At 74.3% G+C, this 25656-nt stretch carries 22 protein-coding genes and 1 pseudogene; 3 read left to right on the forward strand and 20 right to left on the reverse strand.

Translation table 11 applies throughout. The features are described 5' to 3' along the window. The first annotated feature begins 298 nt into the window (after positions 1 to 298). Positions 299 to 961, forward strand: a complete 663-nt coding sequence (locus CGE01nite_RS11790; protein WP_141371166.1) for a TetR/AcrR family transcriptional regulator — start codon at positions 299 to 301, stop codon at positions 959 to 961. An 83-nt stretch (positions 962 to 1044) separates the two neighbouring features. Beyond that, entirely contained in the window at positions 1045 to 1566 is a 522-nt protein-coding gene (locus CGE01nite_RS11795) for a MarR family winged helix-turn-helix transcriptional regulator (RefSeq protein WP_048342211.1), read from the forward strand. A gap of 78 nt (positions 1567 to 1644) precedes the next feature. Here the strand turns inward: CGE01nite_RS11795 and CGE01nite_RS11800 are convergent, their stop codons facing one another. The 18 genes and pseudogenes from CGE01nite_RS11800 to rsmI all read right to left on the reverse strand — a co-directional run bounded on the left by CGE01nite_RS11800 (position 1645) and on the right by rsmI (position 20912). Next, complete coding sequence (locus tag CGE01nite_RS11800) at positions 1645 to 3018, reverse strand: ABC-F family ATP-binding cassette domain-containing protein (protein WP_371857583.1); 1374 nt, start codon at positions 3016 to 3018, stop codon at positions 1645 to 1647. A gap of 2 nt (positions 3019 to 3020) precedes the next feature. Next, positions 3021 to 3486 (reverse strand): annotated as a pseudogene (locus tag CGE01nite_RS17560) (ATP-binding cassette domain-containing protein); the annotation flags it as partial. A 40-nt stretch (positions 3487 to 3526) separates the two neighbouring features. Beyond that, the gene (locus tag CGE01nite_RS11805) at positions 3527 to 3991 is read right to left on the reverse strand and encodes an SRPBCC domain-containing protein (protein ID WP_048342213.1); all 465 of its coding nucleotides are present in this window, start codon (positions 3989 to 3991) and stop codon (positions 3527 to 3529) included. Next, positions 3988 to 4323 (reverse strand): ArsR/SmtB family transcription factor, encoded by a 336-nt coding sequence (locus CGE01nite_RS11810; protein ID WP_141371143.1) that lies wholly within the window; start codon positions 4321 to 4323, stop codon positions 3988 to 3990. Before CGE01nite_RS11810 ends, CGE01nite_RS11805 begins: the two co-directional genes overlap by 4 nt. A 60-nt stretch (positions 4324 to 4383) precedes the next feature. Beyond that, complete coding sequence (locus CGE01nite_RS11815) at positions 4384 to 5331, reverse strand: 4-(cytidine 5'-diphospho)-2-C-methyl-D-erythritol kinase (protein ID WP_048342215.1); 948 nt, start codon at positions 5329 to 5331, stop codon at positions 4384 to 4386. Beyond that, positions 5328 to 6287, reverse strand: coding sequence for a 16S rRNA (adenine(1518)-N(6)/adenine(1519)-N(6))-dimethyltransferase RsmA (rsmA, locus tag CGE01nite_RS11820; RefSeq protein WP_141371145.1), 960 nt, complete (start codon positions 6285 to 6287; stop codon positions 5328 to 5330). Before rsmA ends, CGE01nite_RS11815 begins: the two co-directional genes overlap by 4 nt. A gap of 100 nt (positions 6288 to 6387) precedes the next feature. After that, positions 6388 to 7629, reverse strand: a complete 1242-nt coding sequence (locus CGE01nite_RS17475) for a resuscitation-promoting factor (RefSeq protein ID WP_141371147.1) — start codon at positions 7627 to 7629, stop codon at positions 6388 to 6390. 352 nt (positions 7630 to 7981) lie between these two features. Then, the gene (locus CGE01nite_RS11830; RefSeq protein WP_048342218.1) at positions 7982 to 9187 is read right to left on the reverse strand and encodes a resuscitation-promoting factor; all 1206 of its coding nucleotides are present in this window, start codon (positions 9185 to 9187) and stop codon (positions 7982 to 7984) included. A gap of 241 nt (positions 9188 to 9428) precedes the next feature. Beyond that, positions 9429 to 10358: a TatD family hydrolase gene (locus tag CGE01nite_RS11835; RefSeq protein WP_048342219.1), complete on the reverse strand. Its 930-nt coding sequence runs from the start codon at positions 10356 to 10358 to the stop codon at positions 9429 to 9431. After that, positions 10358 to 12142 carry a methionine--tRNA ligase gene (metG, locus tag CGE01nite_RS11840; RefSeq protein ID WP_141371149.1) on the reverse strand — a complete coding sequence of 595 codons (1785 nt, stop codon included), beginning with the start codon at positions 12140 to 12142 and terminating at the stop codon, positions 10358 to 10360. Before metG ends, CGE01nite_RS11835 begins: the two co-directional genes overlap by 1 nt. A gap of 169 nt (positions 12143 to 12311) precedes the next feature. After that, positions 12312 to 12476 carry a hypothetical protein gene (locus CGE01nite_RS17010; RefSeq protein ID WP_156186558.1) on the reverse strand — a complete coding sequence of 55 codons (165 nt, stop codon included), beginning with the start codon at positions 12474 to 12476 and terminating at the stop codon, positions 12312 to 12314. 54 nt (positions 12477 to 12530) lie between these two features. Next, positions 12531 to 13658, reverse strand: a complete 1128-nt coding sequence (locus CGE01nite_RS11845; RefSeq protein WP_141371151.1) for a glycosyltransferase family 2 protein — start codon at positions 13656 to 13658, stop codon at positions 12531 to 12533. A 216-nt stretch (positions 13659 to 13874) separates the two neighbouring features. Next, entirely contained in the window at positions 13875 to 16475 is a 2601-nt protein-coding gene (locus tag CGE01nite_RS11850; protein WP_141371153.1) for a helix-turn-helix transcriptional regulator, read from the reverse strand. Positions 16476 to 16484: 9 nt separating this feature from the next. Further along, a complete protein-coding gene (locus CGE01nite_RS11855) occupies positions 16485 to 17339 on the reverse strand; it encodes a hypothetical protein (protein WP_053071565.1) in 855 nt (284 codons plus the stop codon). Next, a complete protein-coding gene (locus CGE01nite_RS11860) occupies positions 17336 to 17641 on the reverse strand; it encodes a hypothetical protein (protein ID WP_141371155.1) in 306 nt (101 codons plus the stop codon). Before CGE01nite_RS11860 ends, CGE01nite_RS11855 begins: the two co-directional genes overlap by 4 nt. Positions 17642 to 17813: 172 nt before the next feature. Then, entirely contained in the window at positions 17814 to 18806 is a 993-nt protein-coding gene (locus tag CGE01nite_RS11865; protein WP_307722642.1) for a PQQ-dependent sugar dehydrogenase, read from the reverse strand. Between the two features lie 443 nt (positions 18807 to 19249). Continuing rightward, complete coding sequence (locus tag CGE01nite_RS11870) at positions 19250 to 19849, reverse strand: isochorismatase family protein (RefSeq protein WP_141371157.1); 600 nt, start codon at positions 19847 to 19849, stop codon at positions 19250 to 19252. A gap of 196 nt (positions 19850 to 20045) precedes the next feature. Further along, positions 20046 to 20912, reverse strand: a complete 867-nt coding sequence (gene rsmI, locus CGE01nite_RS11875; protein ID WP_048342224.1) for a 16S rRNA (cytidine(1402)-2'-O)-methyltransferase — start codon at positions 20910 to 20912, stop codon at positions 20046 to 20048. A gap of 165 nt (positions 20913 to 21077) precedes the next feature. On the opposite strand from rsmI, the gene CGE01nite_RS11880 reads away from it, so the two are divergent. Next, the gene (locus tag CGE01nite_RS11880; protein ID WP_229747258.1) at positions 21078 to 22922 is read left to right on the forward strand and encodes a dolichyl-phosphate-mannose--protein mannosyltransferase; all 1845 of its coding nucleotides are present in this window, start codon (positions 21078 to 21080) and stop codon (positions 22920 to 22922) included. 27 nt (positions 22923 to 22949) lie between these two features. Here CGE01nite_RS11880 and CGE01nite_RS11885 read toward each other — a convergent pair whose 3' ends face one another. Beyond that, positions 22950 to 24440: a beta-N-acetylhexosaminidase gene (locus CGE01nite_RS11885; protein ID WP_141371160.1), complete on the reverse strand. Its 1491-nt coding sequence runs from the start codon at positions 24438 to 24440 to the stop codon at positions 22950 to 22952. A gap of 103 nt (positions 24441 to 24543) precedes the next feature. Beyond that, positions 24544 to 25551 (reverse strand): bile acid:sodium symporter family protein, encoded by a 1008-nt coding sequence (locus CGE01nite_RS11890; protein ID WP_307722643.1) that lies wholly within the window; start codon positions 25549 to 25551, stop codon positions 24544 to 24546. Between the last annotated feature and the right edge of the window lie 105 nt (positions 25552 to 25656).

The raw sequence follows: 25656 nt of genomic DNA on the forward strand, positions 1-25656 counted from the left end.
GGCAGTTCGGCGTGAGATCGGCAGTCCGGAGTGCCGATCTCGCGCGAGAGTGCCGACCTCGCGCGGGGCGCCGATCTCACGGCGGGGCGCCGAGCTAGCGCGGGGTGGCGACCTCGCTCGGGCGCCGGGGGCGCGCCCCGGTGTCGGGCCGCGCCAGCCCCGACCCGGCGGCTCGTGCAGGGATCGGCGCGGGGGCGGGGGCTGGGCGAGCAGGGTGCTGGTGAGAAGCGGGGCTGGTGAGGGGCGTGGGCACGGCATGATGGTGGCCGTGGCGGAGAAGCGAGCACCTCGGTCCCGGATGACCGGGGTCCAGCGGCGTGCCCAGCTGCTCGACGTCTCGCGCAAGCTGTTCGCCGAGAAGGGGTTCGACGGCACGAGCGTCGAGGAGATCGCGGCGCGCGCCGAGGTGTCCAAGCCGGTGGTGTACGAGCACTTAGGCGGCAAGGAAGGCGTGTACGCGGTCGTCGTCGACCGGGAGATCCAGGGCCTGACCGGCGCGCTCACGGGTGCGCTCGAGGGCGGCGGGCACCCGAAGGTGCTGGTCGAGCGGACCGCGCTGGCGCTGCTGTCGTACATCGAGTCCAACGAGGACGGGTTCCGGATCCTCGTGCGGGACTCCCCCGTGGCGCAGGCGACCGGCACGTTCTCGAGCCTGATCGGCGACGTCGCCACGCAGGTCGAGCACCTGCTCGCCGACGAGTTCAAGAAGCAGGGTCAGGACCCGAAGGCCGCGCCCATCTATGCGCAGATGCTCGTCGGGATGGTGGCCCTGACGGGGCAGTGGTGGCTCGACGCGCGCCGGCCAGGCAAGACGGACGTCGCCGCCCACCTCGTGAACCTCGCGTGGAACGGGTTGTCCGCGCTCGAGCGCCGGCCCTCCCTCACGAAGGTCACCGTGGTCGAGTCGGCGCACGCGACGCCCGACGCCGCGGGGCGCGCGACGGCCGTCGACGCACCCTGACCCCAGCCGGCCCTGGAACTCCACCCGCCGCCAGCTCGACAGGTCCGGGCGGGAGTTTGTCGATGTCGAGTAATCTCGTCGGCATGGCACCCGACGACGGCACGCCCCACGACGAGGTGGACCGGATCGTCGCTGCCTGGCAGCGCGAGCGGCCCGACCTGGACGTCCGCCCGCTCGAGGTGCTCTCGCGCGTGAGCCGCCTCGCGCGGCACCTCGACCTCGCCCGGCGCGGCGCGTTCGAGCGCCACGACCTGGAGACGTGGGAGTTCGACGTGCTCTCCGCGCTGCGGCGCGCGGGTGCGCCGTACCGCCTGTCCCCCGGCGCGCTGCTGACGCTCACGCTCGTGACGTCCGGGACCATGACGAACCGCATCGACCGGCTCGCGGACAAGGGTCTGGTCGAGCGTCAGCCGTCGCCCGACGACCGGCGCGGCGTGCTCGTGCAGCTCACCCCGAGCGGCCTGGCGCGCGTGGACGCCGCGTTCGCGGACCTGCTCGACACCGAGCGCACGCTCCTGGGCGACCTGGCCGAGCCGGACCGCACGCAGCTCGCCGCGCTCCTGCGCGAGGCCCTGCTCCCGTTCGACTCCCCCCACACCCCCTGACCCACCGCGCGACCCAGCACCTGCTGCGGCCAACACCGGCGTGTCGCGCGAGCAAGCGCTGGGTCGCGGGCGGTGGGGTCAGGTGGTGAGCTCGGCGGCCTCCAGCCAGGCCTCTTCGAGCTCGTCGCGCTCGGCGGCCAGGGCGCGCAGCTCGGTGTCGAGACGCTGGATCGCCTCGTAGTCGGTGGCCTGGGCCGCGAGCTGGGTGTGCAGCGCGGACTCGAGCTCGGCGATCTTGGCCAGGCGGCGCTCGATGCGGGCGACCTCCTTGCGCGCGGTGCGCACGTCCGCGGCCGAGCGCGCCGGGGTCGGTGCCGCGCCGGCGCCGGTGGACGCGGTCTCGTCGGACGACGAGGGCTGCGCCGACGATCCCGACGACGGCCCCGACGACGGTCCTGACGACGAGCCCGCTGTCAGCGCCGTACGACGCAGCGCGAGGTACTCCTCGACGCCGCCCGGCAGGTCGCGCAGGTTCCCGTCGCCGAGCAGCGCGAGCTGGCGGTCGCACACGCGCTCGAGCAGGTAGCGGTCGTGCGAGACGACGATCAGCGTGCCCGGCCAGCCGTCGAGCAGGTCCTCGAGAGCTGCGAGCGTGTCGGTGTCGAGGTCGTTAGTCGGCTCGTCGAGCAGCAGCACGTTCGGCTCGCCGACGAGCAGGCGCAGCAGCGACAGCCGGCGGCGCTCGCCGCCGGACAGGTCCCGCACGGGCGTGCGCGCACGGTCGCGCGTGAAGCCGAGCCGTTCGACGAGCTGCGCCGCGGTGAGCTCCTTGCCGCCGACGACGACCGAGCGCTTCTCGGCCTCGATGACCTCGATGACCCGCAGGTCGGCGACCTCGTCGAGGTCCTCGACGTCCTGCTGCAGCTCGGCGACCTGGACCGTCTTGCCGCGCTTGACGCGGCCCGCGTCGGGCTTGAGGCGGCCGGACAGCAGGCGCAGCAGGCTCGTCTTGCCCGCGCCGTTGACGCCGACGAGCCCGTACCGGTCGCCCGGCCCGATCCGCCACGTGACGCCGTCCAGCAGCGTGCGGCCGCCGAACGCGAGCGTGACGTCCTCGACGTCGAGCACGTCCTTGCCGAGCCGCGCGGTCGCCATGCGCGACAGCTCGAGCGGGTCGCGCGGCGGCGGCTCGTCGGCGATGAGCGCGTTGGCGGCGTCGATGCGGAACTTGGGCTTGGACGTGCGTGCGGGAGCGCCGCGGCGCAGCCACGCGAGCTCCTTGCGCAGCAGGTTCTGCCGCTTCTCCTCGGTGACCGCCGCGGTCCGCGACCGCTCGGCGCGCGCGAGCACGTAGGCCGCGTAGCCGCCGTCGTACTGGTCGACCCCGCCGTCGTGCACCTCCCACGTGCGCGTGCAGACCGCGTCGAGGAACCAGCGGTCGTGGGTCACGACGACGAGCGCGCCCGAGCTGCGCGCGAACCGCTGGACCAGGTGATCGGCGAGCCAGGCCACACCCTCGACGTCGAGGTGGTTGGTGGGCTCGTCGAGCACGAGCACCTCGTCGTCGCGGACGAGCAGCGCGGCCAGGGCGACGCGGCGTCGCTGACCGCCGGACAGCGTGGCGACGTCGGCCTGCGGGTCGACGTCCGGCAGCAGGCCCGCGTGCACCGCGCGGATGCGCGGGTCCGAGGCCCACTCGTGCGCGTCCGCCGAGCCGTGGATCGCGTCGAGCACGGTGCCGGGTGCCAGGTCGTCGCGCTGGTCGAGCATCGCGAGCCGGACGCCACCGGCGCGCGTGACACGGCCGTCGTCGGGCTCCTGGACGCCCGCCAGGACGCGCAGCAGCGTGGACTTGCCGGCGCCGTTCGGGCCGACGACGCCGATGCGCTGCCCGTCGTCCAGCCCGAGGCTGACCTCGTCGAGGAGGACACGGGTGCCGAGCGCGAGGGTGACGCGATCCGCGCCGAGCAGGTGAGCCATGAGGGTACGAGGCTACCGGCCCGGCGCGGCACGTCCGCGCTCAGCGGGACAGGTACGCGCCCAGGGCGTCGAGGATGCTCGCGCACCCGGTCTCGCGGTTGACGGCGTCCTGCTCGCCGCCGGTGTACACGCCCTGCTCGATGTAGGTGAGCCGCGTCCCGCCGTCGACGGCCTCGAAGAGCGTGGTGACCAGCGACGTCGAGAAGTACTCCTCGCCGATCCACATGTCGTAGGTGTGCACGATCCGCCGGTTCTCGACGAGGTCGCTGTACCGGGCGACGAAGCGGCTGCGCGGGCCGTCGTGCCACACGCCGTCCTCGACGGTCGTCCCGCCGACCCGGAAGTCGTGGCTGGCCTCGCTGGTCTCGAAGCCAGGGTCGTTGCCGAACCACTGCGCGCGCTCGTCGGCGTCGGCGTGCGCGGCCCACACGCGCTCCACGGGGACGGGGTAGGTGCGCTCGAGGGTGAACGTCGCGTGGGCGAGGTCGGTCGTCGTGCTGGTCATGGCTGCTCCTGGGGTGCGTCGACGAGGTGCTCGCCGAGGCGGTCGAGGCGGCGCTCGGCCGGCGTGCGCTGGTGCTGGAGCCAGGCCGTCGGTCCGACGAGCGCGTCGGGGACGAGCGTGCAGGTGCGGACGCGGCCGACCTTGTGCGAGGTCACGATGCCCGCGGCCTCGAGCACCGCGAGGTGCTGCAGGACCGCCGGGAGCGACATCGCCAGGGGTTCGGCGAGCGTGCCGACCGTGGCGGGACCGCGGACGAGTCGTTCGACGATCGCCCGGCGGCTCGCGTCCGACAGGGCGCGGAACGCCGTGTCGAGATCGGAATGGTTAAGCATCTCCTTAAGTATCAGACCCGACGAGGCCACCGTCAAGAGGTGCGTGCGATCAGGAGGCGGTCAGTCGGTCGAGACGACGCGGGCACCGGGCACCGGGCCGGACGCCGTGAGCACCCGGTCCGCCGCACCCGATGCGGTGAACGCCGCCGCGAGCACGAGCGCGTGCTGCCGGCTGCGCGCCAGCGCGGCGACCGTGGGGCCCGAGCCCGAGACGATGACGCCCAGGGCGCCCGCGTCCTGCGCGACCGCGAGCGGCTCGGCCAGGCGCGGGTCGAGCTCCAGCGCCGCCGGCTGCAGGTCGTTGTGGAGCGCCGCGCCCAGCGCGCGGGCGTCCCCCGCGCGCAGCGCCTGCAGCAGCGGCACGTCGTCGTCCAGGTCCGGCGGGAGCGCCACGTCCTGCGCGTCCGCGCGCAGCGCGTCGAGCGCGCCGTACACCACGCCCGCCGACAGGCCGCGGTCCTGCACCGCGAACGCCCAGTGGAACTCGCCGCGCCCGAGCACCGGCGTGAGCAGGTCGCCGCGGCCCTGACCGACCGCGGTGTGACCCTGCAGGACGAACGGCACGTCCGAGCCGAGCCGCGCGGCCAGCGCGAGAAGGTCCGCGCGCGACAGCCCGGTCTGCCACAGCGCGTCGCACGCGAGGAGCGCCGCGGCGGCGTCCGCCGAGCCGCCGGCCATGCCGCCCGCCACGGGCACGCCCTTGTCGATGTGCAGGTGGACGCCCTCGTCGATCCCCGCGGCCTCGGCCAGCAGCTCCGCGGCACGCAGCGCGAGGTTCGACGCGTCGGTCGGCACGAGCTCGTGCTGCGGACCCGAGACCGTCACCACGCGCTCGTCGGACGTGCGCGCCGTGACCTCCTCGAACACCGAGACGGCTTGGAAGACGGTCGTCAGCGCGTGGTAGCCGTCGCGGTCGACCGGCCCCACGTGGAGCGAGAGGTTGACCTTGCCGGGGGCGCGCACACGCACCTCGCGCGTGGTGGCGACGTCCACCGGGCTCAGCGTCACGGCTCCACTGTGCCAGCCCGCGACCGACCGCGCGGGTCAGGCCGCAGGCTGACCTCCGGAAGGCGCTCCGCGATCCGGGCGAACCCCCCGATGTCGACCGTCTCACCGCGCGCCTGCGCGTCGACCCCGGCATCGGCCAGGGCGGTCACCGTGGCCTCGCCCGAGCCGAACAGCGGCGCGAGCGCCGCGCGCAGCATCTTGCGACGCTGCGCGAACGCGGTGTCGACGACCTGGAACACCTGCTCACGCGTCGCGGACGTGCGCGGCGGCTCGCGGCGGTCCAGCCGGACGAGCGCCGAGTCGACGTTCGGGACCGGCCAGAACACCGAGCGCCCGATCGTGGACGTGCGGCGGACGTGGGCGTACCAGGCGGCCTTCGCCGAGGGCACGCCGTACGTCCGGCTCCCCGGCGGCGCAGCGAGCCGGTCGGCGACCTCGGCCTGCACCATGACGAGCCCGTGCTCGAGCGAGTCGAACCGCTCGAGGAACGTCAGCAGAACGGGCACCGAGACGTTGTAGGGCAGGTTCGCGACGAGCGCGCGCGGCGGCGGCCCGGGGAGCTGGGTGACCTCGAGCGCGTCGCGCAGCACGACCGTGAGCCGCGCGCGGCCCTCGTCGTCCCGCAGCACCGCGTGGCCGTCCTCGTCGTCGACGCGGTGGAGCCCCGGCACGTGCGTGGCGACCGTCTCCGGGAGCAGGCGCGCGAGCACGGGGTCGATCTCGACCGCCACGACGTCCGCGTCCGCCTCGAGCAGCCCGAGCGTGAGCGACCCCAGGCCCGGTCCGATCTCGACCACGCGCATCCGCGGCTCGACGTCGGCCTGACGCACGATCTTGCGGACCGTCCCGCCGTCGAGCACGAAGTTCTGCCCGAGCGTCTTCGTCGGCCGCACGCCCGCACGCTCCGCGAGCTCGCGGATCTGGGCGGGCCCGAGCAGCGTCACGGACGAGGTCATGCTCGCAAGCCTACGAGGGCGCCCGCCCCGGTCACGCCACCACACCCCTGGCGGGTGCGGGACGGACCAGGACGGGCGCCCTCGTCGTGCGGGTGTGCGCTCAGCTGAACAGGCGCGGGCCGCAGTGCGGCCACTGCCCGGCGCCGGAGCGCAGGTAGAGCATCTTGGCGCGCGACGTCTGCTCCGCGGGCGACGCCTGCGAGGGCAGGCCCGCGCCGCCGACCGAGCGCCACGTGCCCACCGAGAACTGGTAGAGGCCGTGGTAGAGGCCGTTCGCCGAGACGATCGACGGGTTGCCGCCCGACTCGCACTTGGCGAGCGCCGCCCAGTTCAGCGAGTCCGCGTCGCGCGTGTCACCGATCGGGCCGGCCTTGCCGGAGCCGCCGCCGCCCGTGGTCACGGGGCGCTTCTTGGTGCCGACCGCGACGACCTCGTCGACCGGGTTGCGCGTCTGGGTGTCGGCGACGAGCACGCGCGCGGTCTCCTTGCCGTCGACCGTCGTCACGCGCTCGACGATCGTCCGCGCACCCGCGACACCCTTGGTCGCGACGACCTTGGTGCCCTGGTAGCGCGACGCGTCGTCCTTCGTGCTCGACGAGAACGCGACCTCCTCGGTCCGCGTCACGGTCTGGATCGTGACGCGCTGCACGACGACGCGCACGTCGCCGGAGTCGTCGTTGTCGAGCGCAACCGTGTCGTAGGCGCCGAGCTCGATGCCGGCCGACTCGAGCGCGTCCGCGACCGTGGTGCGCGCGTCGTCGACCGCGACCTCGCCGCCGTCGACGACGATCGTCGCCGGGCCGCGCAGGGACAGGTCGAGCGCGAGCTCGGGACGGCCGCCACCGGACCGCGAGGCCACGATCTGGACCGCGGGGTCGCGCACGGCGAGCAGGTCGAGCGCCTCGTCGGCCGTGAGCGCGGTGGTCCACACCGTGCGCTCCTTGCCGTCCTGGGCGACGGTCACCTCGCGCGCGTGGCGCACGGTGACCACGTCGCCGTCGGACAGGCCGCCGGTCGGGCTGACCGCGTCGCGCTCGGCGACCACGACGCCCTCGTCGTCGAGCAGCCCCTCGACGGAGCCGGAGAACGTGGAGACCTCGCGGGCCTGACCGTCGACGTCGATCGTCACGGTCTTGTGCGCGTGGGCGAAGGCGGCGGTGCCGCCGGCCAGGACGAGTGCACCGGCCGCGATCGCGGCGGGCAGGGCCAGGCGTCGGCCCGGTCGGCCGCCCTGGTTCTCGGTGCTGGGGTTCGTCGTGGGGTCCACGGTGCTGTCCGTGGCGTCCGACGAGGTGGCGCGCTGGCGCGCGAAGGGGCGGACGATGCGGGTCGAGAAGGTCACGGGGCTCCAGCCGTCGTGATTCCCGGGCACGGGGGGCGGAGCGCGTCCAGCACGGACGCCCGACGTGCCTCGCCGGCAGGAGCCGGTGCGTGCCGTGACGGCTGGAGGGAGCCGTCACCGTCGGTTCCGGATCCCCGATCCGGCTGACAGTGGCCTGGCCCGCACGTGCCGGGCCGACCTCGCCGTGTCTCCGGTCCGCAGGACGCACGGGACACGAACGGAGTAACGACAGGCGACCGTAACCTGATCGTGATCCGGCCGCCAACCGTTGTTGCCCCGGGCTGCGGCGCGGTCAGACCATGCGGAAGCCGCCCCGGACCCGCGCGCAGGTCGAGCGATGGTCAAGAAACCGTCAGTACCAGTGCTTCTGGGTAAAGTGCGCCCACGCCCCGCACGGGGTCTTGTAACGGCTCTTGATGTAGTTCAGGCCCCATGTGATCTGCGTCGCAGGATTCGTCCGCCAGTCGCTCGCGATCGAGGCCATCTTCGAGCCCGGCAGCGCCTGCGGGATGCCGTACGCACCCGAGCCCTTGTTGTGGGCGTCGACCCGCCAGCCGCTCTCGTGGTTCCAGAGCGTGAGCAGGCAGGCGAACTGGTCGTCGCCCCAGCCCCGAGCCGCGGCCATCTCCTTGCCCAGCGCCTGCGCGCTACCCGGGGAGACCTTCGCGTTCGTCGGGAGCTGCGACGTCCCGACCTTGACGATCTGCGTCACGGGCGTCGTCGTGATGATCGACGTGACCACCGTGCGGCCGACCACGACGCCACCGACCACGTCGAGGTCGTACGTCGTGGTGCGCACGCCCGCACGCCCGGCCTGCGTGACGATCCGCGTGCCCTTGATGAGGTCGTCGTCCTCGATCTCCTGCGTCTCGAACGGCAGCGCCTCGGTGACGACCTCGCCACCGGTCTGCCCGCGCGTGACCAGCACCGCGAGCCCGTCGACCGCCGCGGCGTCGAGCGGCACCGAGAGCTGGTCGCCCTCGTTCATCACGAGCCCGATGTCCCGCAGCGCGTCGCGCACGGTGCTCGCCGTGGAGACGCCGTCGATCACCTGGCCGTCGACGACGAGGTGGATGGTCTTCTGCGTCGAGACGTGCAGGGTTCCGCGCCCGAGGGACGACGAGCGCGACGCCGACAGTCGGACCTCACCGTCGCGCAGCCCGAGCGCCTCGACGGCCTCGCCGACGGTCAGCGCCGTGGTCCACACCGTCTCCGGGGCGCCGTCGACCTCGACCTGGAGCTGCCGCGCGTGCCGCACGACGATCTGCTCGCCCTTGGCCACGGCCTCGCCGGTGCCGGGTGCGACGAGGTCGCGCTCCCCGACCGCGATGCCGCCCGCGGCGAGCACCTGGCCGACCGTGCGACCGAAGCCCTCGACCTGCACGAGCTGACCGTCGACGTCGACGGTCACCTCCTTGTGCAGCACCGCGAACGCGCTGGTGGCCCCGACGACGAGCGCGACGACGAGTCCCTGCGCGAGCCGCGCACCCGCTCGGCGTGAACCGCTCGCCGACCCCGCGGCAGCACGGCGCCTGGGGCTCTGGTGCGCGGAGCTCACGCTGCGAGTCCTTCCGCCGTCGGGTCTGAGATCGGGTCTGTCCTGCTCGTCAGCCCTGCCCCGGCCGGACGCTGGACCGACCGTAACTGATTCGTGATCGGCCGCGGTAGCCGGTCGCTGGACAGTTCCACGGGCTGGTCACCCGGTCGCGCGACGCCGTCCGGCGTGTCGCTCGGCGTGTCGCGCTGAGGGGTGTCCTGCCGTGCGAGCGGCGGCGTCCCGCGCTGCGGACGCGGGGCGATCACCACGCGCCGTACACCGCCTCCGACGTCCGTGACAGGGTCGCGCACAGCTCCGCCAGGTCCGCACCGCGCGCGTCGGCCAGCGCCCGGACCGTCCCGGGCAGCAGGTACGGCGCGTTCGGCCGGCCGCGGTGGGGATGCACCGTGAGGTACGGGGCGTCCGTCTCGACCAGCAGGAGCTCGGCGGGCAGCGCGCGCGCCGCGTCCCGCAGGTGCTCGTTCGACGGGAACGAGACGGGCCCCGCGAACGAGCAGAACCAGCCGTGCTCGGCCGCGACCGCGGCGAGCCCCGGACCGCCCGAGAAGCAGTGGAACACCGTGCGCTCGGGGGCGCCGTCACGCAGCAGCACCTCGACGACCTCGTCGTGCGCGTCCCGGTCGTGGATCTGCAGCGCGAGCCCGAGCTCCTTGGCGAGCGCGACGTGCGCGCGGAACGCCTCGAGCTGGACCTCGCGCCCGCGCGGACCCGCCCGGAAGAAGTCGAGCCCCGTCTCGCCGATCGCGCGGATCCGGGGGTTGCCGCGGGCCGTGCGCGCCACGAGGTCGAGCGCCTCGTCGAGCGCCAGGTCGTGGTGCGGCGCAGGGTCCGGGTCGAGGCCGTCCGGCGCGACCTCGTGCACGCCCGCGTGCAGCACGGCCTCGTTGGGGTGGATCGCGACCGCCCCGAGCAGCGCGGCGTGCTCGCGCACGACCTCGTCCGTCCAGCGCACGGCCGCCACGTCGCAGCCCACCTGCACGAGCCGCGGCACGCCCACGCGCGCGGCGCGCTCGAGCTGCGCGGCCAGGCTGGGCGGCGCGGACTCGTCCGTGCCGTCCCAGCCGGGCGCGCGCCAGCCGACGACCGTCTCGAGGTGCGTGTGGTTGTCGACGACCGGCAGCGGCAACGGTTCCGGGGGCGCGGGCCACCCGCGCTCACGTGCGCGCGCCATCAGCGGGCCTGGTAGCGCTCGAGCTCCTCCTCGACGATCGAGTCGTCGAGCTTGGTGAACACCGGCGTGGGCTTGGCCACGGGCGTCCCGGGCACCAGCCGCGCCGACGCCCAGGCCGGCACGTCGCGGTAGTCGCCCGTGATGACCGGGTAGTGGCGCGAGTCGTCGTCGAGGTCCGTGACCTCGTCGATGCGCGGCTGCGGCGCGAACACGCCCGTGCCACCCAGCGTCTCGTGCACCTTCTGCGCCGAGTGCGGCAGGAACGGCGCGAGCAGCGTGTTGGCGTCGCTCACGACCTGCGCCGCGGTGTTCAGCACCGTGCCCAGCCGCTCGCGGTCGCCCGTGAGCTTCCACGGCTCGGTCTCCGAGACGTACCGGTTGGCGTCCTGGACCAGGCGCATCGCCGCGTCGATCCCCGCGCGGTGGCGGTGCGTGCCGATCAGCTCGCCCACCTTCGCGAAGGACTCCGACGACTGGCGCAGCATCGCCGCGTCGACCTCGTGCAGCTCGCCCGCGGCCGGGATCTCGCCGAAGTTCTTGTGGATCATGCTCGCGGTGCGGTTCACGAGGTTGCCCCAGCCGGCCACGAGCTCGTCGTTGGTGCGCCGCAGGAAGTCCGCCCACGTGAAGTCCGCGTCCTGGTTCTCCGGACCGGCGACCGAGATGAAGTAGCGCAGCGCGTCCGGCTGGTAGCGCGCGAGCATGTCGCGCACGTAGATGACGATGCCGCGCGACGACGCGAACTTCTTGCCCTCCATGGTGAGGAACTCGCTGCTGACGACCTCGGTCGGCAGCTGCAGGTCCCCGAACACGCCGGGCGTGCCGCCCCGGGCGCCCTTCCCGTCGTAGGCCAGCAGCTCCGCGGGCCAGATCTGGGAGTGGAAGGTGATGTTGTCCTTGCCCATGAAGTAGTACGAGAGCGCGGCCGGGTCGTTCCACCACTGGCGCCACGCGTCGTCGTCGCCCGACCGGCGCGCCCACTCGACCGACGCCGACAGGTACCCGATCACCGCGTCGAACCACACGTACAGGCGCTTGTTCGGGTTCTCCTCCCAACCGGCCAGCGGCACGGGGATCCCCCAGTCGATGTCGCGCGTCATGGCGCGCGGGCGCATGTCGTCGATGAGGTTGAGGCTGAAGTTCAGGACGTTCGGGCGCCAGTCCTTGCGGCCGCGCAGCCAGATCTCGAGCGCGTTCGCGAACGCCGGCAAGTCGAGGAAGAAGTGCGTCGACTCGACGAACTTCGGGGCCTCGCCGTTGACGCGGCTGCGCGGGTTGATCAGGTCGATCGGGTCGAGCTGGTTGCCGCAGTTGTCGCACTGGTCGCCGCGTGCGCCGTCGTAGCCGCAGATCGGGCACGTGCCCTCGATGTAGCGGTCCGGCAGCGTGCGGCCCGTGCTCGGGCTGATCGCGCCCATGGTCGTCTTCTCGACCATGTAGCCGTTCTTGTGCACCGTGCGGAACATCTCCTGGACGACCGCGTAGTGGTTGCGCGTCGTCGTCCGCGTGAACAGGTCGTACGTCAGGCCGAGCGCCGCGAGGTCCTCGACGATCACGCGGTTGTACGTGTCCGCGAGCGCCTGGGGCGTCGTGCCCTGCTTCTCGGCCTCGACCAGGATCGGCGTCCCGTGCTCGTCGGTGCCCGAGACCATCAGCACGTCGTGACCCGCCATGCGCATGTAACGCGAGAAGACGTCCGAGGGGACGCCGAAGCCGGCGACGTGACCGATGTGGCGGGGACCGTTCGCGTAGGGCCACGCGACGGCCGACAGGATGCGGGACATGCGGTGATCCTAGGTGAGCCGCCGTCGCACCCGGGGTCGAGACCGGGGGACGGACCTCGAGTCGTCGCGATGCACGACGAGCGCGCCCCGACGGGCCGGTGCCCGTCCGGGACACGCCCGTCGGCTCAGCCCGGGTTCCGGCGCGGCGGCCGGGCGGTCGACCCGCGACTCATCGCGAGGACGGCCCCAGGGCGAGGCGCCGCTTGGCGACGCGAGCGACCGCGAGCGCCGCGAGGCCCGCCACGAAGAGGGTCCACCCGGCGACCCACCCCTGCGCCACGCTCGCGCCGGTCAGCGCCAGCGCGCCCATCGAGGTCGCGTCGAGCTCGTACATGGTGTTGCTCCTTCCTCGCCCGACAGCTCGGGCGTCCACGGGTACCGGCGCACGTCACGGCGCGCCGGTCGGGTTGGCGGTGACGTGGTTCCACGTCACGTCGCGCCGTGCGGCCGCGCACACGACCGCACGCAGGAACGCCGCCTGCAGGGCGGCGTCGTAGACGATCTCGGGGATCACCGCCGCGGCGAGCAGGCGACCGTCGCGGCCCACGGGCCACACGGTCACGAGCCGGTTGACGACGAAGACCCCGCCGATCGCCAGCCAGAAGGGGCTGACGGCGAACACCCCGGCGACGACCGAGGCCACGGTCAGCACCGTGAGCAGCGCGAGCGTCGCCATGCCGACGCCGATCATCAGCTGCTGCCCGACGTACCGCGCGGTGGTCCGCGTGAACCCGTACTCCCGCAGGTTGTCGAGCATCCCCTTGTACCAGCGCACGCGCTGGCGATGCAGGTCGCCCCACGTCGGCATGAGCTCGGTGAGGCACACGCACTCCTGCGGCGCCTCGAGCCGCCAGCCCAGCGTCTTGAGCGCGAGCGTGAGCTCGGAGTCCTCGGTGATGGCGGTGCGGTCGTACACGTCCCCGGGGCTGCCGGGCAGCCGCCGGCCGCGCTCGGCGGCCACCTCGTCGAGCGCGGTGAGGCGGAACATCGACGCGGTCCCCGTCACGACGCTCACGCGCTGCGTCGTGAGGATCTGCGTGCGGTAGCGCTCGTACTCGTTGGCCTGCAGCTGCTGCAGCACGGACCGCGGGCGCTCGCCCACGAAGATCCCGCTCACCGCGCCGAGCCGTACGTCCGCGTCGAGCCGGGCCAGAGCCGTCTCGACGAACGCGGGCGCCAGGCGCGTGTCCGCATCGACGACGAGGACGTACTGCGCCGGTGAGGTGCGCAGCCGGACCAGCGCCTGGTCGAGCGCGCCGGCCTTCCGCGCCGTGTTGGCGACGGTCTCGACGACCTCGGCGCCGTGCCTGCGCGCCACGTCGGCTGTGTCGTCGGTGCAGTTGTCGGCGATCACGACGACCCGCTGCGGGGCGCCCGTCTGCTCCGCCAGCGCCGCGAGCGTCCCGCCGATCGCGTCCGCCTCGTCGTGCGCGGGGACCAGCACGACGAGGCGGTCGGGCGGCACGCTCGTGCGCGTGCGCTCGCTCGTCCTCGTCTCGACCTGACCCCCGTGCATCGTGACCGTCCGTGCGTGCCGTGGCGGCCCCCTCGGCCGCGTGTGCCTCCATCGCACGTCCGGCGCACGGGGTGCTCAGCCACGGTCAGGCGCGCGTGAGCAGCGCCCAGCACGCGCGTGAGCACCCGGGGCGCGCCTGGCGGGTGCGCCGGTGCCCGCCGTCGTGCACCGGGATCGCTCGGGAGCCGGCAGGCGGGCGGGACCGGTCCGGAGCCGTCAGACGAGGCGGGCGAGGTCCTCGCGCGACGTCACGCCGAGCTTGCGGTAGATGCGGTACAGGTGGTTGTCGATCGTGCGGTCGCTCACGACGAGGCGCTCGGCCGCCTCCCTGTTCGTCAGCCCGGCTGCCACGAGGCGAGCGACCTCGAGCTCGCGCGGCGTGAGGTCCGCCGTGGGCGCCGCAGACGGCACCAGGAGAGCCAGCTCCTGACCGGACCCCGCGACGAGCTCCGTCAGCCGCGCGGCCTCGTGCACCGCGTCACCGGGCGGGCCTGAGCGGCGCAGCACGCGCACGGCACTCGCGTGCGCGAGGGTCGCGTGCAGCAGCAACCCGCCGGCCCGCAGATCGTCCGCCACCTGCAGCAGTGCGGTCGCCGAGCCCGCGGCCGCGGCCTCGAGGTAGCGACCGAGCAGCGGCAGCAGCGACCCTTGGGCGTCCTGCGCGAGCGCTGCCGCGCGCGCCGCGACCGCGGGGTCGACGTGCAGGTCCACGAGCAGCGCCGCGTCGAACACCGCGGCGAGCGCCCAGCCCTCGTCGACGAGCCCAGCGACCGCTCGCCACGCCGGAGCTGCGGCCTGCTCCGGGGGGAGGCCGGACGCGAGCGCGAGCGCGGCGTGCGCCGGGCCCGGCCGGGCGATGGGGAAGGGCAGGGCGCGCAGGTCGAGCGCCTCGAGCTGCTCGGTCATGCTGCGCGCGGCCGGCAGGTTGTGCTCGGCGAGCGAGAGGAAGGCCCCCAGGGCGAGCAGGCCCGCGCGCGGCTGCGGGCGCAACGGCGACGGCGCGTTGAGCGCGAACATGATCGTCAGGTGCTCACGCAGGTCCGTGAGCCGGCCCGCGAGCAGCAGGCCGAGCGCAACGGTGTAGCCGTGCGGCTCGATCTCCGCCTGGTCGAGGCCGCCCTGGGCCTCGTCGAACAGCCGCATCGCCGTGGACGTGCCCTCGTCCAGCGCTCCCGTGCACACACGCGCCAGCGGCCCCAGCGCCTCGCCGTCGCGTCGCGGCGAGGTCGTCGGCAGCGCGAGCCGCGCCAGCGCCGTCGCTGCGTCGGCCATCCGGCCCGCGGCTATCAGGTGCTCACCACCGATCAGCGCGACGACCGTCTCGACCTGCGCGTCCGCCGAGCTCGACGACGCGCTCGCGGGGTCGAGCCGGCCGACCAGGTCACTGCCGTCGTCGCTCGGTGGCGGGAACGCTCCCGAGTCGTCGACACCCAGCAGACGCAGGTGCTCCTGCGTCGCGTCGAACACCGCGCTCTGCTCGGGGTGCGCGCGTCGCGCCACGGCGAGGAGGCGGACGGCCGCCGGCGCGTCCCGCAGGACGAGCGCACGGTACGTCGCCTCCCAGGTGAGCACGAGGGCCTGCAGCGGCGCGTCCGAGGGTTGCGCCAGCTCGCGCGACTGGGCCAGCACCATCTCGATCGTCTCGGCAGGTGCGCCGTCGCCGAGCAGCGCGTCGAGGTACATCACGGTCGACCTGCCCGTCGGCTCGCGCTCCCACGCGTGCCGGCGCACCAGCAGGTTCGTCCGCGACTGCTCGCGTAGCAGCCGCCCGAGCACCGCCGCCGACTCAGGCGACGTGGACCACCGCAGCGGCGAGCCGAGCACAGCCCGACGCCCACCCGCGACATCCGTGCTCCGGCCGAACGCCGCGCTGATCTGCTCCGCTGCGCGCCGGCCACGGGCTCCGCGGTCAGCGTTCCGCAGGTGGTCCGTGAGCAGCGGCGGGAACAGCGCGACGACGAGCCGCCCCTCGGTCTCGACGAAGCGCAGGAGACCGTGGTCGTCCAGCTGCACGAGCACGGGCCAGGGCACGAGCTGCAGCGCCGCTGCGAGCTCGGTGGGCCCGAGCGCCGCGAGCAGGTGCAGGGCCTCGCGACCCGCCTCGTCCAGCCCTTCCTGCAGTCGACCGACGACGACCGCGAGGGCCGGCGTCACGAGGTCCTGCCGCGCGACCCAGCGTCCGCCCTCCGGCACGACCCGTCCCGCACGCCGGGCCGCGACGACGACCGTCCGCGCGATCCCCGGCAACCCGCCCGAGAGCGCGAAGACCCGGCCGACCACGTCGACGTCCACGCCACCCGGCAGCAGCTCGACCGTCATGCGGTGGACGTCCTCGAACGCGAGCGGGGGCACCGTCAGCAGTGCGGTGTCCCCGACACCCACGGCCACGTCCACGACGCGCGTGCCCGGCACCGGCGGGCGGGACGTCGCCACGACGCTCACGTCGGCACGCGTACGCACCGCCGCGAGGACGGCCGCCGAGGTCTCGTCGAGCCGCTCGGCGTCGTCGACGAGAAGGACGGTGCGCCGGGCGGCCACACGCTGCACGAGCTGGTCCGAGGCCGCCGCGAGCGCGCTCGGTGCGGCAGGTCCGGACAGCAGGCCCGCCAGCGCGAGGGACTCGAGCGGACGACCCTCCCCGCGCACGGCGTCGATCCTCAGCACGTCGAACCCGACGTCTGCGACGACGTCTCGCACCTGGCCGAGCAGCCGCGTGCGACCCGACCCGGGCAGGCCGACGACCACCACGTCCACCCGCGACTCGGCGGCCTCACGGACCTGGTCCACGAGGCCTTCGCGCGCGTCCGGGCCGCTCACGTCTCCACCCTAGGGCGATGCGGGCCGCGCGGCCGGGTCAGCCGCGGGCGGCACGAAAGGGGCGATGATCGTCGTGAAGTAGCCGATCATGTCGGTCCTGGTCGCGACCGCGCGCCCCGTGTCGATCGCTCCCTCGTGCTCCAGGAGGCGCCGGCTGGTGCGGATGAACGCGTCCAGCACGTCGTCCGCGAGGCCCAGCAGCGCGCGCACGGTGCGCGCGACCGCGTCGACCAGCGGGCTGATGTGCTCGGCCGCCTTGATCGCGAGCCGCGCCGCGCGGGCAGCGGCGGCCACCGGTCCGCACACCGACGCGACGAAGCACGCGATGATCTCTGCGAGCGTGTCGCGGATCAGGTCGTGCACGGCGCGCACGATCTGCGCGCAGACCCCGACGGCGGCGCCGACAGCCCCGGCCGCTGCCGCGAGCGCCTCGGTGGTCGAGGTCAGGACCGCGCTCGCGCCGACGTAGGCCGTCACCGCCGGCCCGCGCATGCCCGCGGTGTCCTGGCCCACGTCGCTGCGGTAGCGCGCGGCGACGTCGTCGAGCGCCCCGCTGATCGAGCCCCACGTCGCGGCGTAGGCGGCGACCACGTCCGCATCACCCGCGAAAGCGTCGAGCATGCCCTTGAGCGGTGCGACGTGGTCGAGCAGCCAGCCGGCCCCCCAGCTCACCGCCGCACCGAGCGGGTCGAACGCCGCGCCGGCGACCCCCGCACCGAGCGCGAGCCCGGACAGCGCCCCGTCGATCCACGCCCCGCTGTCGAGCGCCCGTGAGCAGCTCACGAGGTCGTCGATCGCGCCGGCGCCCGACCACGCCGACTCGGACGGCACCACGGGAGTCGGCACGACCACCACGCCGCTCATCGCAGCGCCTTGCGGAACGTGGCAGCCACGAGGTCGTCGACCTCGTCGCTGACCGCCGCCCCCGCACGCACGGCGTCCGCGGCGACGGCGAGCACTCCCGACAGCCCGTCGATCGCGCCTGCGGCGGCCCCCTGCACCAGCGACATCCGCACCCCCAGCGGCGCCAGGACGACGCCGTACGCGAGACGGTCCGCCGCCATCGCGCGGGCGCGGCCCGCGATCCCCGCCACGTCCTGGCCGTGCGCGTCGACGCGTCGCGCGTGGTCCCGCCATCGATCCGTGTCGACCTCGTACCCGTCCATCACAACCCCCTGCTCGTCCGGAAGGTGTCGTGACGGTAGCCGGACGCGGCCGAGCCCCGCGCGGAGCCTGTGGACAACCAGGAGTCACGCACTCACGGCGCGCTCGACGCACCTCGGGCCACCGTCGGCGCCCCGACCACGCGTGCGCTCTCGACGGACGGCCGTGCGCGCGTCAGCGCACGACGACCCGCAGGATCCGGTCGTCGCCGGGACGCGGGTCGCCGCGCCCGTCGGTGTTGTTCGTCGCCACCAGGAGCGACCCGTCGGCGGCCACGGCGACCGCGCGCAGCCGGCCGTGCTCGCCGGTCAGGAGCGCCTGCGGCTCGCCCACCCCGTCGGCGTCGGTCGCGCCCGCGGGCCTCAGCGGCACGCGCCAGAGCCGCTCGCCGCGCAGTCCCGCGACGTAGACGGCCTCGTCGGTCACCGCGAGGCCGCTCGGCGAGGCGTCCGCGGTGGCCCACACGGCCACCGGGTCGACGAACCCCTCGTCGGCCCCGCCCTCGCCCTCCACCTCGGGCCAGCCGTAGTTGCCGCCCGGGTGGATGACGTTGACCTCGTCGAACGTGTTCTGCCCGAACTCCGAGGCGAACATCCGCCCGTCGCTCACCCACCCCAGGCCCTGCACGTTGCGATGCCCGAGGCTCCACACGGGCGAGTCGGGGTCGGGGTTGCCCGGGGCCGGCCGGCCGTCTGCCGTGACCCGCAGGATCTTCCCGCCGAGATCCGCTGGGTCCTGCGCTCGCGCGACGTCACCCGCGTCGCCCGTGCTCACGTAGAGGAATCCGTCCGGCCCGACGGCGAGACGACCGCCGTCGTGGTTGCGCGCCGCGGGGATGCCCGTGAGCACAGCCGTGAGCTCGCCGAGCCTGCGGTCGCGCAGCGTGCCGCGCAGCACGCGGTTGTCGCCGGCCGCCGTCGCGTACAGCGCCAGGTCGATCCCCTCGTCGGACTCCCCCAGCACCGCGACGCCCAGGAGCCCGCCCTCGCCCTGCGGCTGGACGACGTCCTCGAGCTGGTCCGCTCCCGGTCCCGCGACGTCCCGGACCGCACCGTCCGGCGTCACGACGACGAGCCGCGCGGCGTCCCGCAGCGTCACGAGCACGCTTCCGTCGTCGAGCGGCGCCAGGCCCCACGGCACGTCGAGCCCGGTCGCCAGCGTGCTCACCGACGCCTCGACCGTGTCGGGCCCCGAGGGCGAGCCGGACGGCGCCGACGCCCCTGCCGACGGTCGGCCGCCGGACGCGCTCGTCGTCCCGGAGGTGCACCCCGCCACGACGCCCGCAACCATCACCACCCCGACGACACCGCGCCACCGCCCGCCCCCGAGACCAGCGCGGCCACGCCGCTCACCCCTCGCCCGACCCAGCGACCGCTCCGGCCCCCCGCCGCCATGCCCGGAGCAGCTGCTGGCTCGTCGCTCAGGTCCCGAGCGACGCAGCGACCGCTCCGGCTCACGCCCGCCGAGTCCGGAGTCACCGCTGCGTCGCCGCCGAGCCGCCGCGCGAGCCGTCGATGGCTCAGGCGACGTGGAGGGCTCGGCTGCGCGAGCGCTGGGTCGGTGGTGTGCGGGCTGCGTCGGTGCCGGAGGGACGGGCCGCATCTCGGACCTCAGTCGGTGACGTCGTCGAACGCCGAGACGCTGTCGACGAGCTCGACGCCCGCCGCGCGCAGGTCGTCGCGCGCCGCTGCGCCCAGCTCGGGCGTCACCGGCACGGTCAGGTCGGTCAGGACGCGGGTGTGCAGGCCCTCGGCGTGCGCGTCGAGCGCGGTCGCGCGCACGCAGTGGGACTCGGCGATCCCGACGACGTCCACGTCCGTCACCCGCTCGTCGCGCAGGACCGCCGCGAGCGCTCGGCCCTGCCCGTCCACGCCCTCGAACCCCGAGTAGGCCGCCGCGTACTGACCCTTGCGCACGCTCGCGTCCGGACCGAGCTCGGACAAGGCCGGGTGCAGCTCGGCCTCGGCGGTGCCCGCCACGCCGTGCGGCGGCCAGGTGTCGACGAAGTCGGGGTGCTCGGAGAAGTGCGCGCCCGGGTCGATGTGCCAGTCCTGCGTGGTGACGACGACGTCGTACCGGTCGCGCCGCGCGGCGGCGTAGCGCGCGATCGCCTCGGCCACGGCGTTGCCGCCCGCGACCGGCAGCGCACCGCCCTCGCAGAACGTCGGCTGCACATCCACGACGAGCAACGCCCGACGCTCCTGGTCCATCACGCCCTCCTGGCTCGACGCCCTCACTCCGTCGTCCCAGCCTCGCACGCCCTCACCTGCGACACCACGGCTCAGCCTCGGCGACGCGCTCCTGGCGTCCGCAGGTTCGACGCAGCGATGAATGCAGCGATGAATGCAGCGGCGATGCGTCAGCCGCGCACGTCTGCTGCCGTCATCCCTGCCTCCACCGGGGAGGTCAGGGGGCAGGGCGCGAGTGAGCGGCGGGGAGGGAGGCGTCGTAGAGGGTGCGGGTGGGCAGGCCGGCGGCGGTGGCCACCGCGCGCGCGGCGTCCTTGAGGCGCTCACCCGCGTCGACGCGGGCGCGGACCTGCGCGACCAGCGAGGTCAGGTCACCGCCACCCGCGGGCCGGGTCGCGCCGCCGACGACCACCACGATCTCTCCCCGCACCTCGCCCGCCGCCCAGGCCACGAGCTCGCCGAGCGAGCCCCGGCGGATCTCCTCGTACGTCTTGGTCAGCTCGCGGCACACCGCAGCGGGCCGGTCCTCGCCGAACGCCTCCGCCATCGCCGCCAGCAGCGCCCCGACACGGTGCGGCGCCTCGAAGAAGACCATCGTGCGGCGCTCGTCGGCCAGCGCCGCGAGCGTCCGCGCGCGCTCCCCCGGCTTGCGCGGCGCGAAGCCCTCGAAGCAGAACCGGTCGGTCGGCAGCCCCGACAGCGCCAGGGCTGTGAGCACGGCGCTCGGCCCGGGCGCGGCCGTGACGGGAAGCCCGGCCTGCACCGCGGCGGTCACGACACGGAACCCCGGGTCGGAGACCGCGGGCATCCCCGCGTCCGTCACCACCACGACCGTCCCGCCACCCGCGACGACGTCCAGGAGGTCTCCCGCGCGCTCCGCCTCGTTGTGCTCGTGGTACGAGACCACGCGACCGCGCACCTCGATCCCGAGGCGCCCGACGAGCGCCCGCAGGCGACGCGTGTCCTCGGCGGCGACGACGTCGGCGGTCGCCAGCAGCTCGCGCAGGCGCACCGACGCGTCGTCGACGTTGCCGATGGGGGTCGCCGCGAGCACCAGCCGGCCGGTCGAGGCGTCCACGTCCATGCCCCCACCCTGCCATCGCCGCGCCCGGACGACGGCCGCGCGCCGCCGCACCCGCACCCGGCCCGCGCGCAGCCGCGCACGCGCGAGCGACCGGGGGTGCGACGAGTGCGACGATCCGGAGACGGACGAGTCCCCACGAACTGGTCGCGCCCGTACCATGTCCGCGTGCCGCACACGCATGACGACGCCGTCGACCCCGCCCTGGGCGGTCCCGAAGGGCCGCCCGCGCGCGCGACCGGCGCTGCGCGGACGGTCGACGAGGGGCGGGCCACGCCCCCGCCGGGCAGCGACCAGTCGCCGTACGCCATGTCCGACGACGACGTGCGGCGCGCCGACGAGCGCGCCGCAACCGCTGCGGCAGCGGGCTGGCCCTCCACGACGGCCGTCCTGCCGTACCCCGCCGAGCCCGTCGCACCCCCGTCGCCCCCGGACAAGGACGAGCTGCTCGAGCGCCTGCTCGGTCGCGCGTCGCTCGCCCTCGACGCGACGCGCCGCAACCGGCTGATCGGCTGGGCGTGGACGCTCGCGATCACCGTCTTCGCGGGGATCCTGCGGTTCTGGAACCTGGGGTCGCCGCACTCGCTCGTCTTCGACGAGACGTACTACGTCAAGGACGGCTGGGCGCTCGTCACGCGCGGCTACGAGGCGGACTGGGGCGAGGACCCCAACCCGGGCTTCGAGTCGGGTGACGACTCGATGCTCGGCACCCGCCCCGAGTACTTCGTCCACCCGCAGGTCGGCAAGTGGCTGATCGGGCTGGGCATGAAGGTCGGCGGCGGCATGGAGTCGTCGTTCTCGTGGCGGCTCGCGGTCGCGCTGTTCGGCACGCTGAGCGTGCTGCTCATGGTGCGGATCGCGCGACGGCTGTTCGCGTCGAACGCGTGGGGCGCGGTCGCGGGCGGGCTGCTCGCGGTGGACGGCCTCGCGATCGTCATGTCGCGCACGTCGCTCCTGGACCCGTTCCTCATGTTCTTCGCGCTCGCGGCGTTCGGCGCGCTCCTGCTCGACCGTGAGCAGGCACGACGACGCCTCGCGGAACGCACCGCGAACGTGCTCGCCGCGGGCGGTGACCTCGGCTGGGGCCCGTCGCTCGGCATGCGATGGTGGCGCGTGGCCGCCGCGGTGCTGCTCGGGCTCGCGATCGGCACCAAGTGGTCCGGCCTCTACTTCCTGGCGGTGTTCGGGCTGCTCACGGTGATGTGGGACGCCACCGCACGCCGGACGGTCGGTGTCCGGAGGTGGGCGGTCGGGGCGCTCGTCAAGGACGCCCTGGTTGCCGGCGTGGTCATGGTGGGCACGGCGTTCGTCGTCTACGTCGCCACGTGGTGGTCGTGGTTCACGCACCCGCAGTCGTGGGGCCGCAACTGGGCGGCCGAGCACCCGGGCGAGGGTCTGACGTGGCTGCCGGGGCCGCTGCGCTCGCTGGCCGACTTCCACGTCCAGATGTGGAACTTCCACAAGGGCCTCGACACGCCCCACACGTACGAGGCGCACCCGCTGGGCTGGATCGTGCAGTGGCGGCCCACGTCGTTCTACTGGGGCGACGTGGCGAACCTGACCGGCGCCGAGGCGCAGGACGCGTGCGGCACGGACCACTGCGCGCAGGCGATCCTCGCGGTCGGCAACCCGATCCTGTGGTGGGCGGGGGCGGCCGCGATCCTCGTCGCGATCTTCTGGCTGATCCGGTACCGCGACTGGGTCGCCGGCGCGGTGCTGTCCGGGCTGCTCGCGGGCTGGGTGCCCTGGTTCTTCTTCGCAAGCCGCACGATCTTCGACTTCTACGCGATCGCGTTCACGCCCTGGGTGGTGCTCACGCTCGTGTACGTCCTGACGCTCATCGTCGGTCCGCCCACGCTGCCCGACCGCGCCCGGCGCGGCGCGATCATCGGTGTCGGGGTGTTCCTGGGGATCGTCGTCGCGGTGGGCGTCTACTTCTACCCGATCTGGGCGGGCTGGGTGGTCCCGTACGACTTCTGGCACCAGCACATCTGGATGCGCCAGTGGGTCTAGCCGGCTCCACGCGTGGCGCGGCCGAACCTACCGGCGGGTAGCGGAGCGCCAGTCGACCTGGGGGCTGGCGTACCAGCGCAGGCCGATGCGGTTCCACAGGTCGCTGTGGTGGGCGACGCGCGTGCGGAAGTCCTCCCAGTCGCGGCGCTCGGGAGCGGTCCACGCGACCTCGGCGACGGCCGCGAGGCGCGGCAGCAGCATGGTCGTGAGCCCGTCCAGGTCGCGGATGGTCTCGGTCCACACGGCGGCCTCGACGCCGATCACGGCGTCCGCGGGCACGCCGTCGATCAGCGTCGTGGGCTCCCACTCGTAGGCGTCACGCAGCTCGATGTGCCCGGCCCACTCGAGGCCCAGCTCGGTGTGCTCGTCGTACTTCATGTCGAGGTACGCCTTGGACCCGGGCGACATGAGGAGCTTCGCGCCGGCGTGGGCGGCCGCGACGAACGGGGCGGCCTCGACGCGCGTGTCCCAGTACTGCACGACCGTCCCGGGCTCGAGCGGGGTCGTCGCGATCTCCTGCCAGCCGACGACCTTCTTGCCGGCCGCGCGCACGGCAGCGGCAGCCTGCGCGACGAGGCGCGCATACTCGTCGTGGTCCATGGTCAGGACCTCGTCGCCGCCGATGTGCACGTACTCGCCCGGCGTCATGGTCGCGACGTCGTCGAACACCGCGCGCAGGAACTCGGAGGTCGCCGGCAGGTCCGCGTACAGCCGCGAGAAGCCGACCTCGATGCCCGTGTACGCGTCCGTGGGGACGCCGTCGGGCGTGAGCTCGCCGTACGCATGGGTCGCGGCGTTGACGTGACCGGGGACGTCGATCTCGGGGACGACCGTGATGCCGCGCACGGCGGCGTACTGCACGAGGTCGCCGAAGTCGGTGGGCGTGTAGTAACCGCCCGGGTCGCCGCCGACCGACGTGCCGGACGACTTGCGCGCCAGGTGCGGGCGGGACGGGACGTGCAGGCGCCAGCCCTGGTCGTCGGTGAGGTGCAGGTGCAGCACGTTGAGCTTGTAGTGCGCCATGAGCCCGATGACGACCTTGAGCGAGTCGACGGGCAGGAAGTGCCGGGCGACGTCGACGGACAGGCCGCGCCAGCCGAACCGCGGCGCGTCGTCGATGCGGACGCAGGGCGCGCGCCACGAGCCGTCGCCGTTGTGCTCGAGGACCTGCCGCAGCGTGACCACGGCGTGCGTGAGCCCCTCGGACGTGCGCGCGACGGCCTCGACGCGCTGGGGCGTCACGACGAGCCGGTACGCCTCGTCGCCCTCGAGGAGCCCCGGGTCGTCGGCGACGATCCGCAACCGGATCACGTCGCGCGCGCCGCGCGCCTCGTCGCTGTAGCGGACCTCGATCGCCTGTCCGGTCACGCGGCCCAGGAGGTCCGCAGCGAGCACGCCGTGGGCGATCAGGTCCGGACGCGGGTCGACGACGACGGTCGTGGACTCACCGACGACGAAGGCTGCCCCGTCCTGGGTCTCACAACGTGCGGGACGGGGGACGATCCCGAGCTGGGTCACGGTGCTCCCTGAGTGCGATCGCGTGGCGCAGCCGCGCGGACGGTGGTGCGCCGACCCGCACGGGCAGCGGCTGACCGAGCCGGGCGAGTCGTCAGGCGGCACGCTACCCGACCGCGCCGAGCCGCCGGGCGACCACGGCGCACGTCGCGAGCTGGATCTGGTGGAACACGATCACCGGCAGCGCGACGCTGGCCGCCACGACGGGCGAGAACAGCACCGCGGCCATGGGCAGGCCGGTCGCGAGGCTCTTCTTCGACCCGCACATGAGCAGCGCGATGCGGTCCCCGCGGTCCAGGCCGATCCGCGCGCCGCTCCACCACGTGAGCGCGAGCATCGCCGCGAGCAGCACGGAGCACACGACGACGAGCGCGGCGAGCGCCGCGAGGGTCACGTGGTCCCACGCGCCGGTGGCCTGCGCCTCGCTCACCGACGTGTACGCGACGAGCAGGATGACGAGCCGGTCGCACACGCGCGTGAGCAGCGGTCGCGCGCGCAGCCACGGCCCGAGCCACCGCTCGACGAGCTGGCCCGCGACGAACGGCAGCAGGATCTGCAGCACGACCCCGCGCACCGAGCCGGCGTCGAGACCGCCCGTCGTCGCGCCCAGGAGCAGCGTGACGAGCAGCGGCGTGAGCAGGACGCCGACGACGTTGGAGATCGTGGCGCCCGTGATGGCGCCCGCGACGTTGCCGCGCGCGAGCGACGTGAACACGATCGACGCCTGCACGGTCGACGGCAGCAGCGACAGGTACAGCAGCCCGGTCTGCAGCTCGGGCGCGAGGAACGCGTCGGGCACGAGCTGCGCCGCGAGGCCGAGCACGGGGAACACGACGTACGTCGCGGCGAGCATCGAGCCCTGCAGGCGCCAGTTGCGCAGGCCGCGCAGCACCTCGTGCGTGGGCATGCGCGCGCCGTACAGGAAGAACAGCACGACGATCGCGCCGGTCCGCACGACCTCGAGCACCTCGGCGAACCCGCCGCGCGCGGGCCACAGGAGCCCGACGACGAGCACCGCGACGATCATCACGACGAGCGGGTCGACCCAGGCCCGCACGCGGCTCAGCACGGCCGACGATCGGGGCACGGCGGGGCCGGGGTCGTCGTCGGGCACGACGTCATCCTGCCGCACGTGCCGCGGCGCCCCCTGCACGCCGCGGCACGCACTGTGCGCGCGTCCTCACGCGCCGCGCGACGGCGGCCGACCGCCCTCCCGGTC

It is taken from the genome of Cellulomonas gelida (assembly GCF_006538725.1).
Classification (GTDB): domain Bacteria; phylum Actinomycetota; class Actinomycetes; order Actinomycetales; family Cellulomonadaceae; genus Cellulomonas; species Cellulomonas gelida.

Excerpts from the sequence above, each read along its gene's own strand:
- CGE01nite_RS11790 (WP_141371166.1), top strand. The coding sequence starts at position 299 with ATGACCGGGGTCCAGCGGCGTGCCCAGCTGCTCGACGTCTCGCGCAAG.
- CGE01nite_RS11795 (WP_048342211.1), top strand. The coding sequence starts at position 1,045 with ATGGCACCCGACGACGGCACGCCCCACGACGAGGTGGACCGGATCGTC.
- CGE01nite_RS11805 (WP_048342213.1), bottom strand. The coding sequence starts at position 3,991 with ATGACCAGCACGACGACCGACCTCGCCCACGCGACGTTCACCCTCGAG.
- CGE01nite_RS11810 (WP_141371143.1), bottom strand. The coding sequence starts at position 4,323 with ATGCTTAACCATTCCGATCTCGACACGGCGTTCCGCGCCCTGTCGGAC.
- rsmA (WP_141371145.1), bottom strand. The coding sequence starts at position 6,287 with ATGACCTCGTCCGTGACGCTGCTCGGGCCCGCCCAGATCCGCGAGCTC.
- CGE01nite_RS11835 (WP_048342219.1), bottom strand. The coding sequence starts at position 10,358 with ATGGCGCGCGCACGTGAGCGCGGGTGGCCCGCGCCCCCGGAACCGTTG.
- metG (WP_141371149.1), bottom strand. The coding sequence starts at position 12,142 with ATGTCCCGCATCCTGTCGGCCGTCGCGTGGCCCTACGCGAACGGTCCC.
- CGE01nite_RS17010 (WP_156186558.1), bottom strand. The coding sequence starts at position 12,476 with ATGTACGAGCTCGACGCGACCTCGATGGGCGCGCTGGCGCTGACCGGC.
- CGE01nite_RS11845 (WP_141371151.1), bottom strand. The coding sequence starts at position 13,658 with ATGCACGGGGGTCAGGTCGAGACGAGGACGAGCGAGCGCACGCGCACG.
- CGE01nite_RS11855 (WP_053071565.1), bottom strand. The coding sequence starts at position 17,339 with ATGAGCGGCGTGGTGGTCGTGCCGACTCCCGTGGTGCCGTCCGAGTCG.
- CGE01nite_RS11860 (WP_141371155.1), bottom strand. The coding sequence starts at position 17,641 with ATGGACGGGTACGAGGTCGACACGGATCGATGGCGGGACCACGCGCGA.
- CGE01nite_RS11870 (WP_141371157.1), bottom strand. The coding sequence starts at position 19,849 with ATGGACCAGGAGCGTCGGGCGTTGCTCGTCGTGGATGTGCAGCCGACG.
- rsmI (WP_048342224.1), bottom strand. The coding sequence starts at position 20,912 with ATGGACGTGGACGCCTCGACCGGCCGGCTGGTGCTCGCGGCGACCCCC.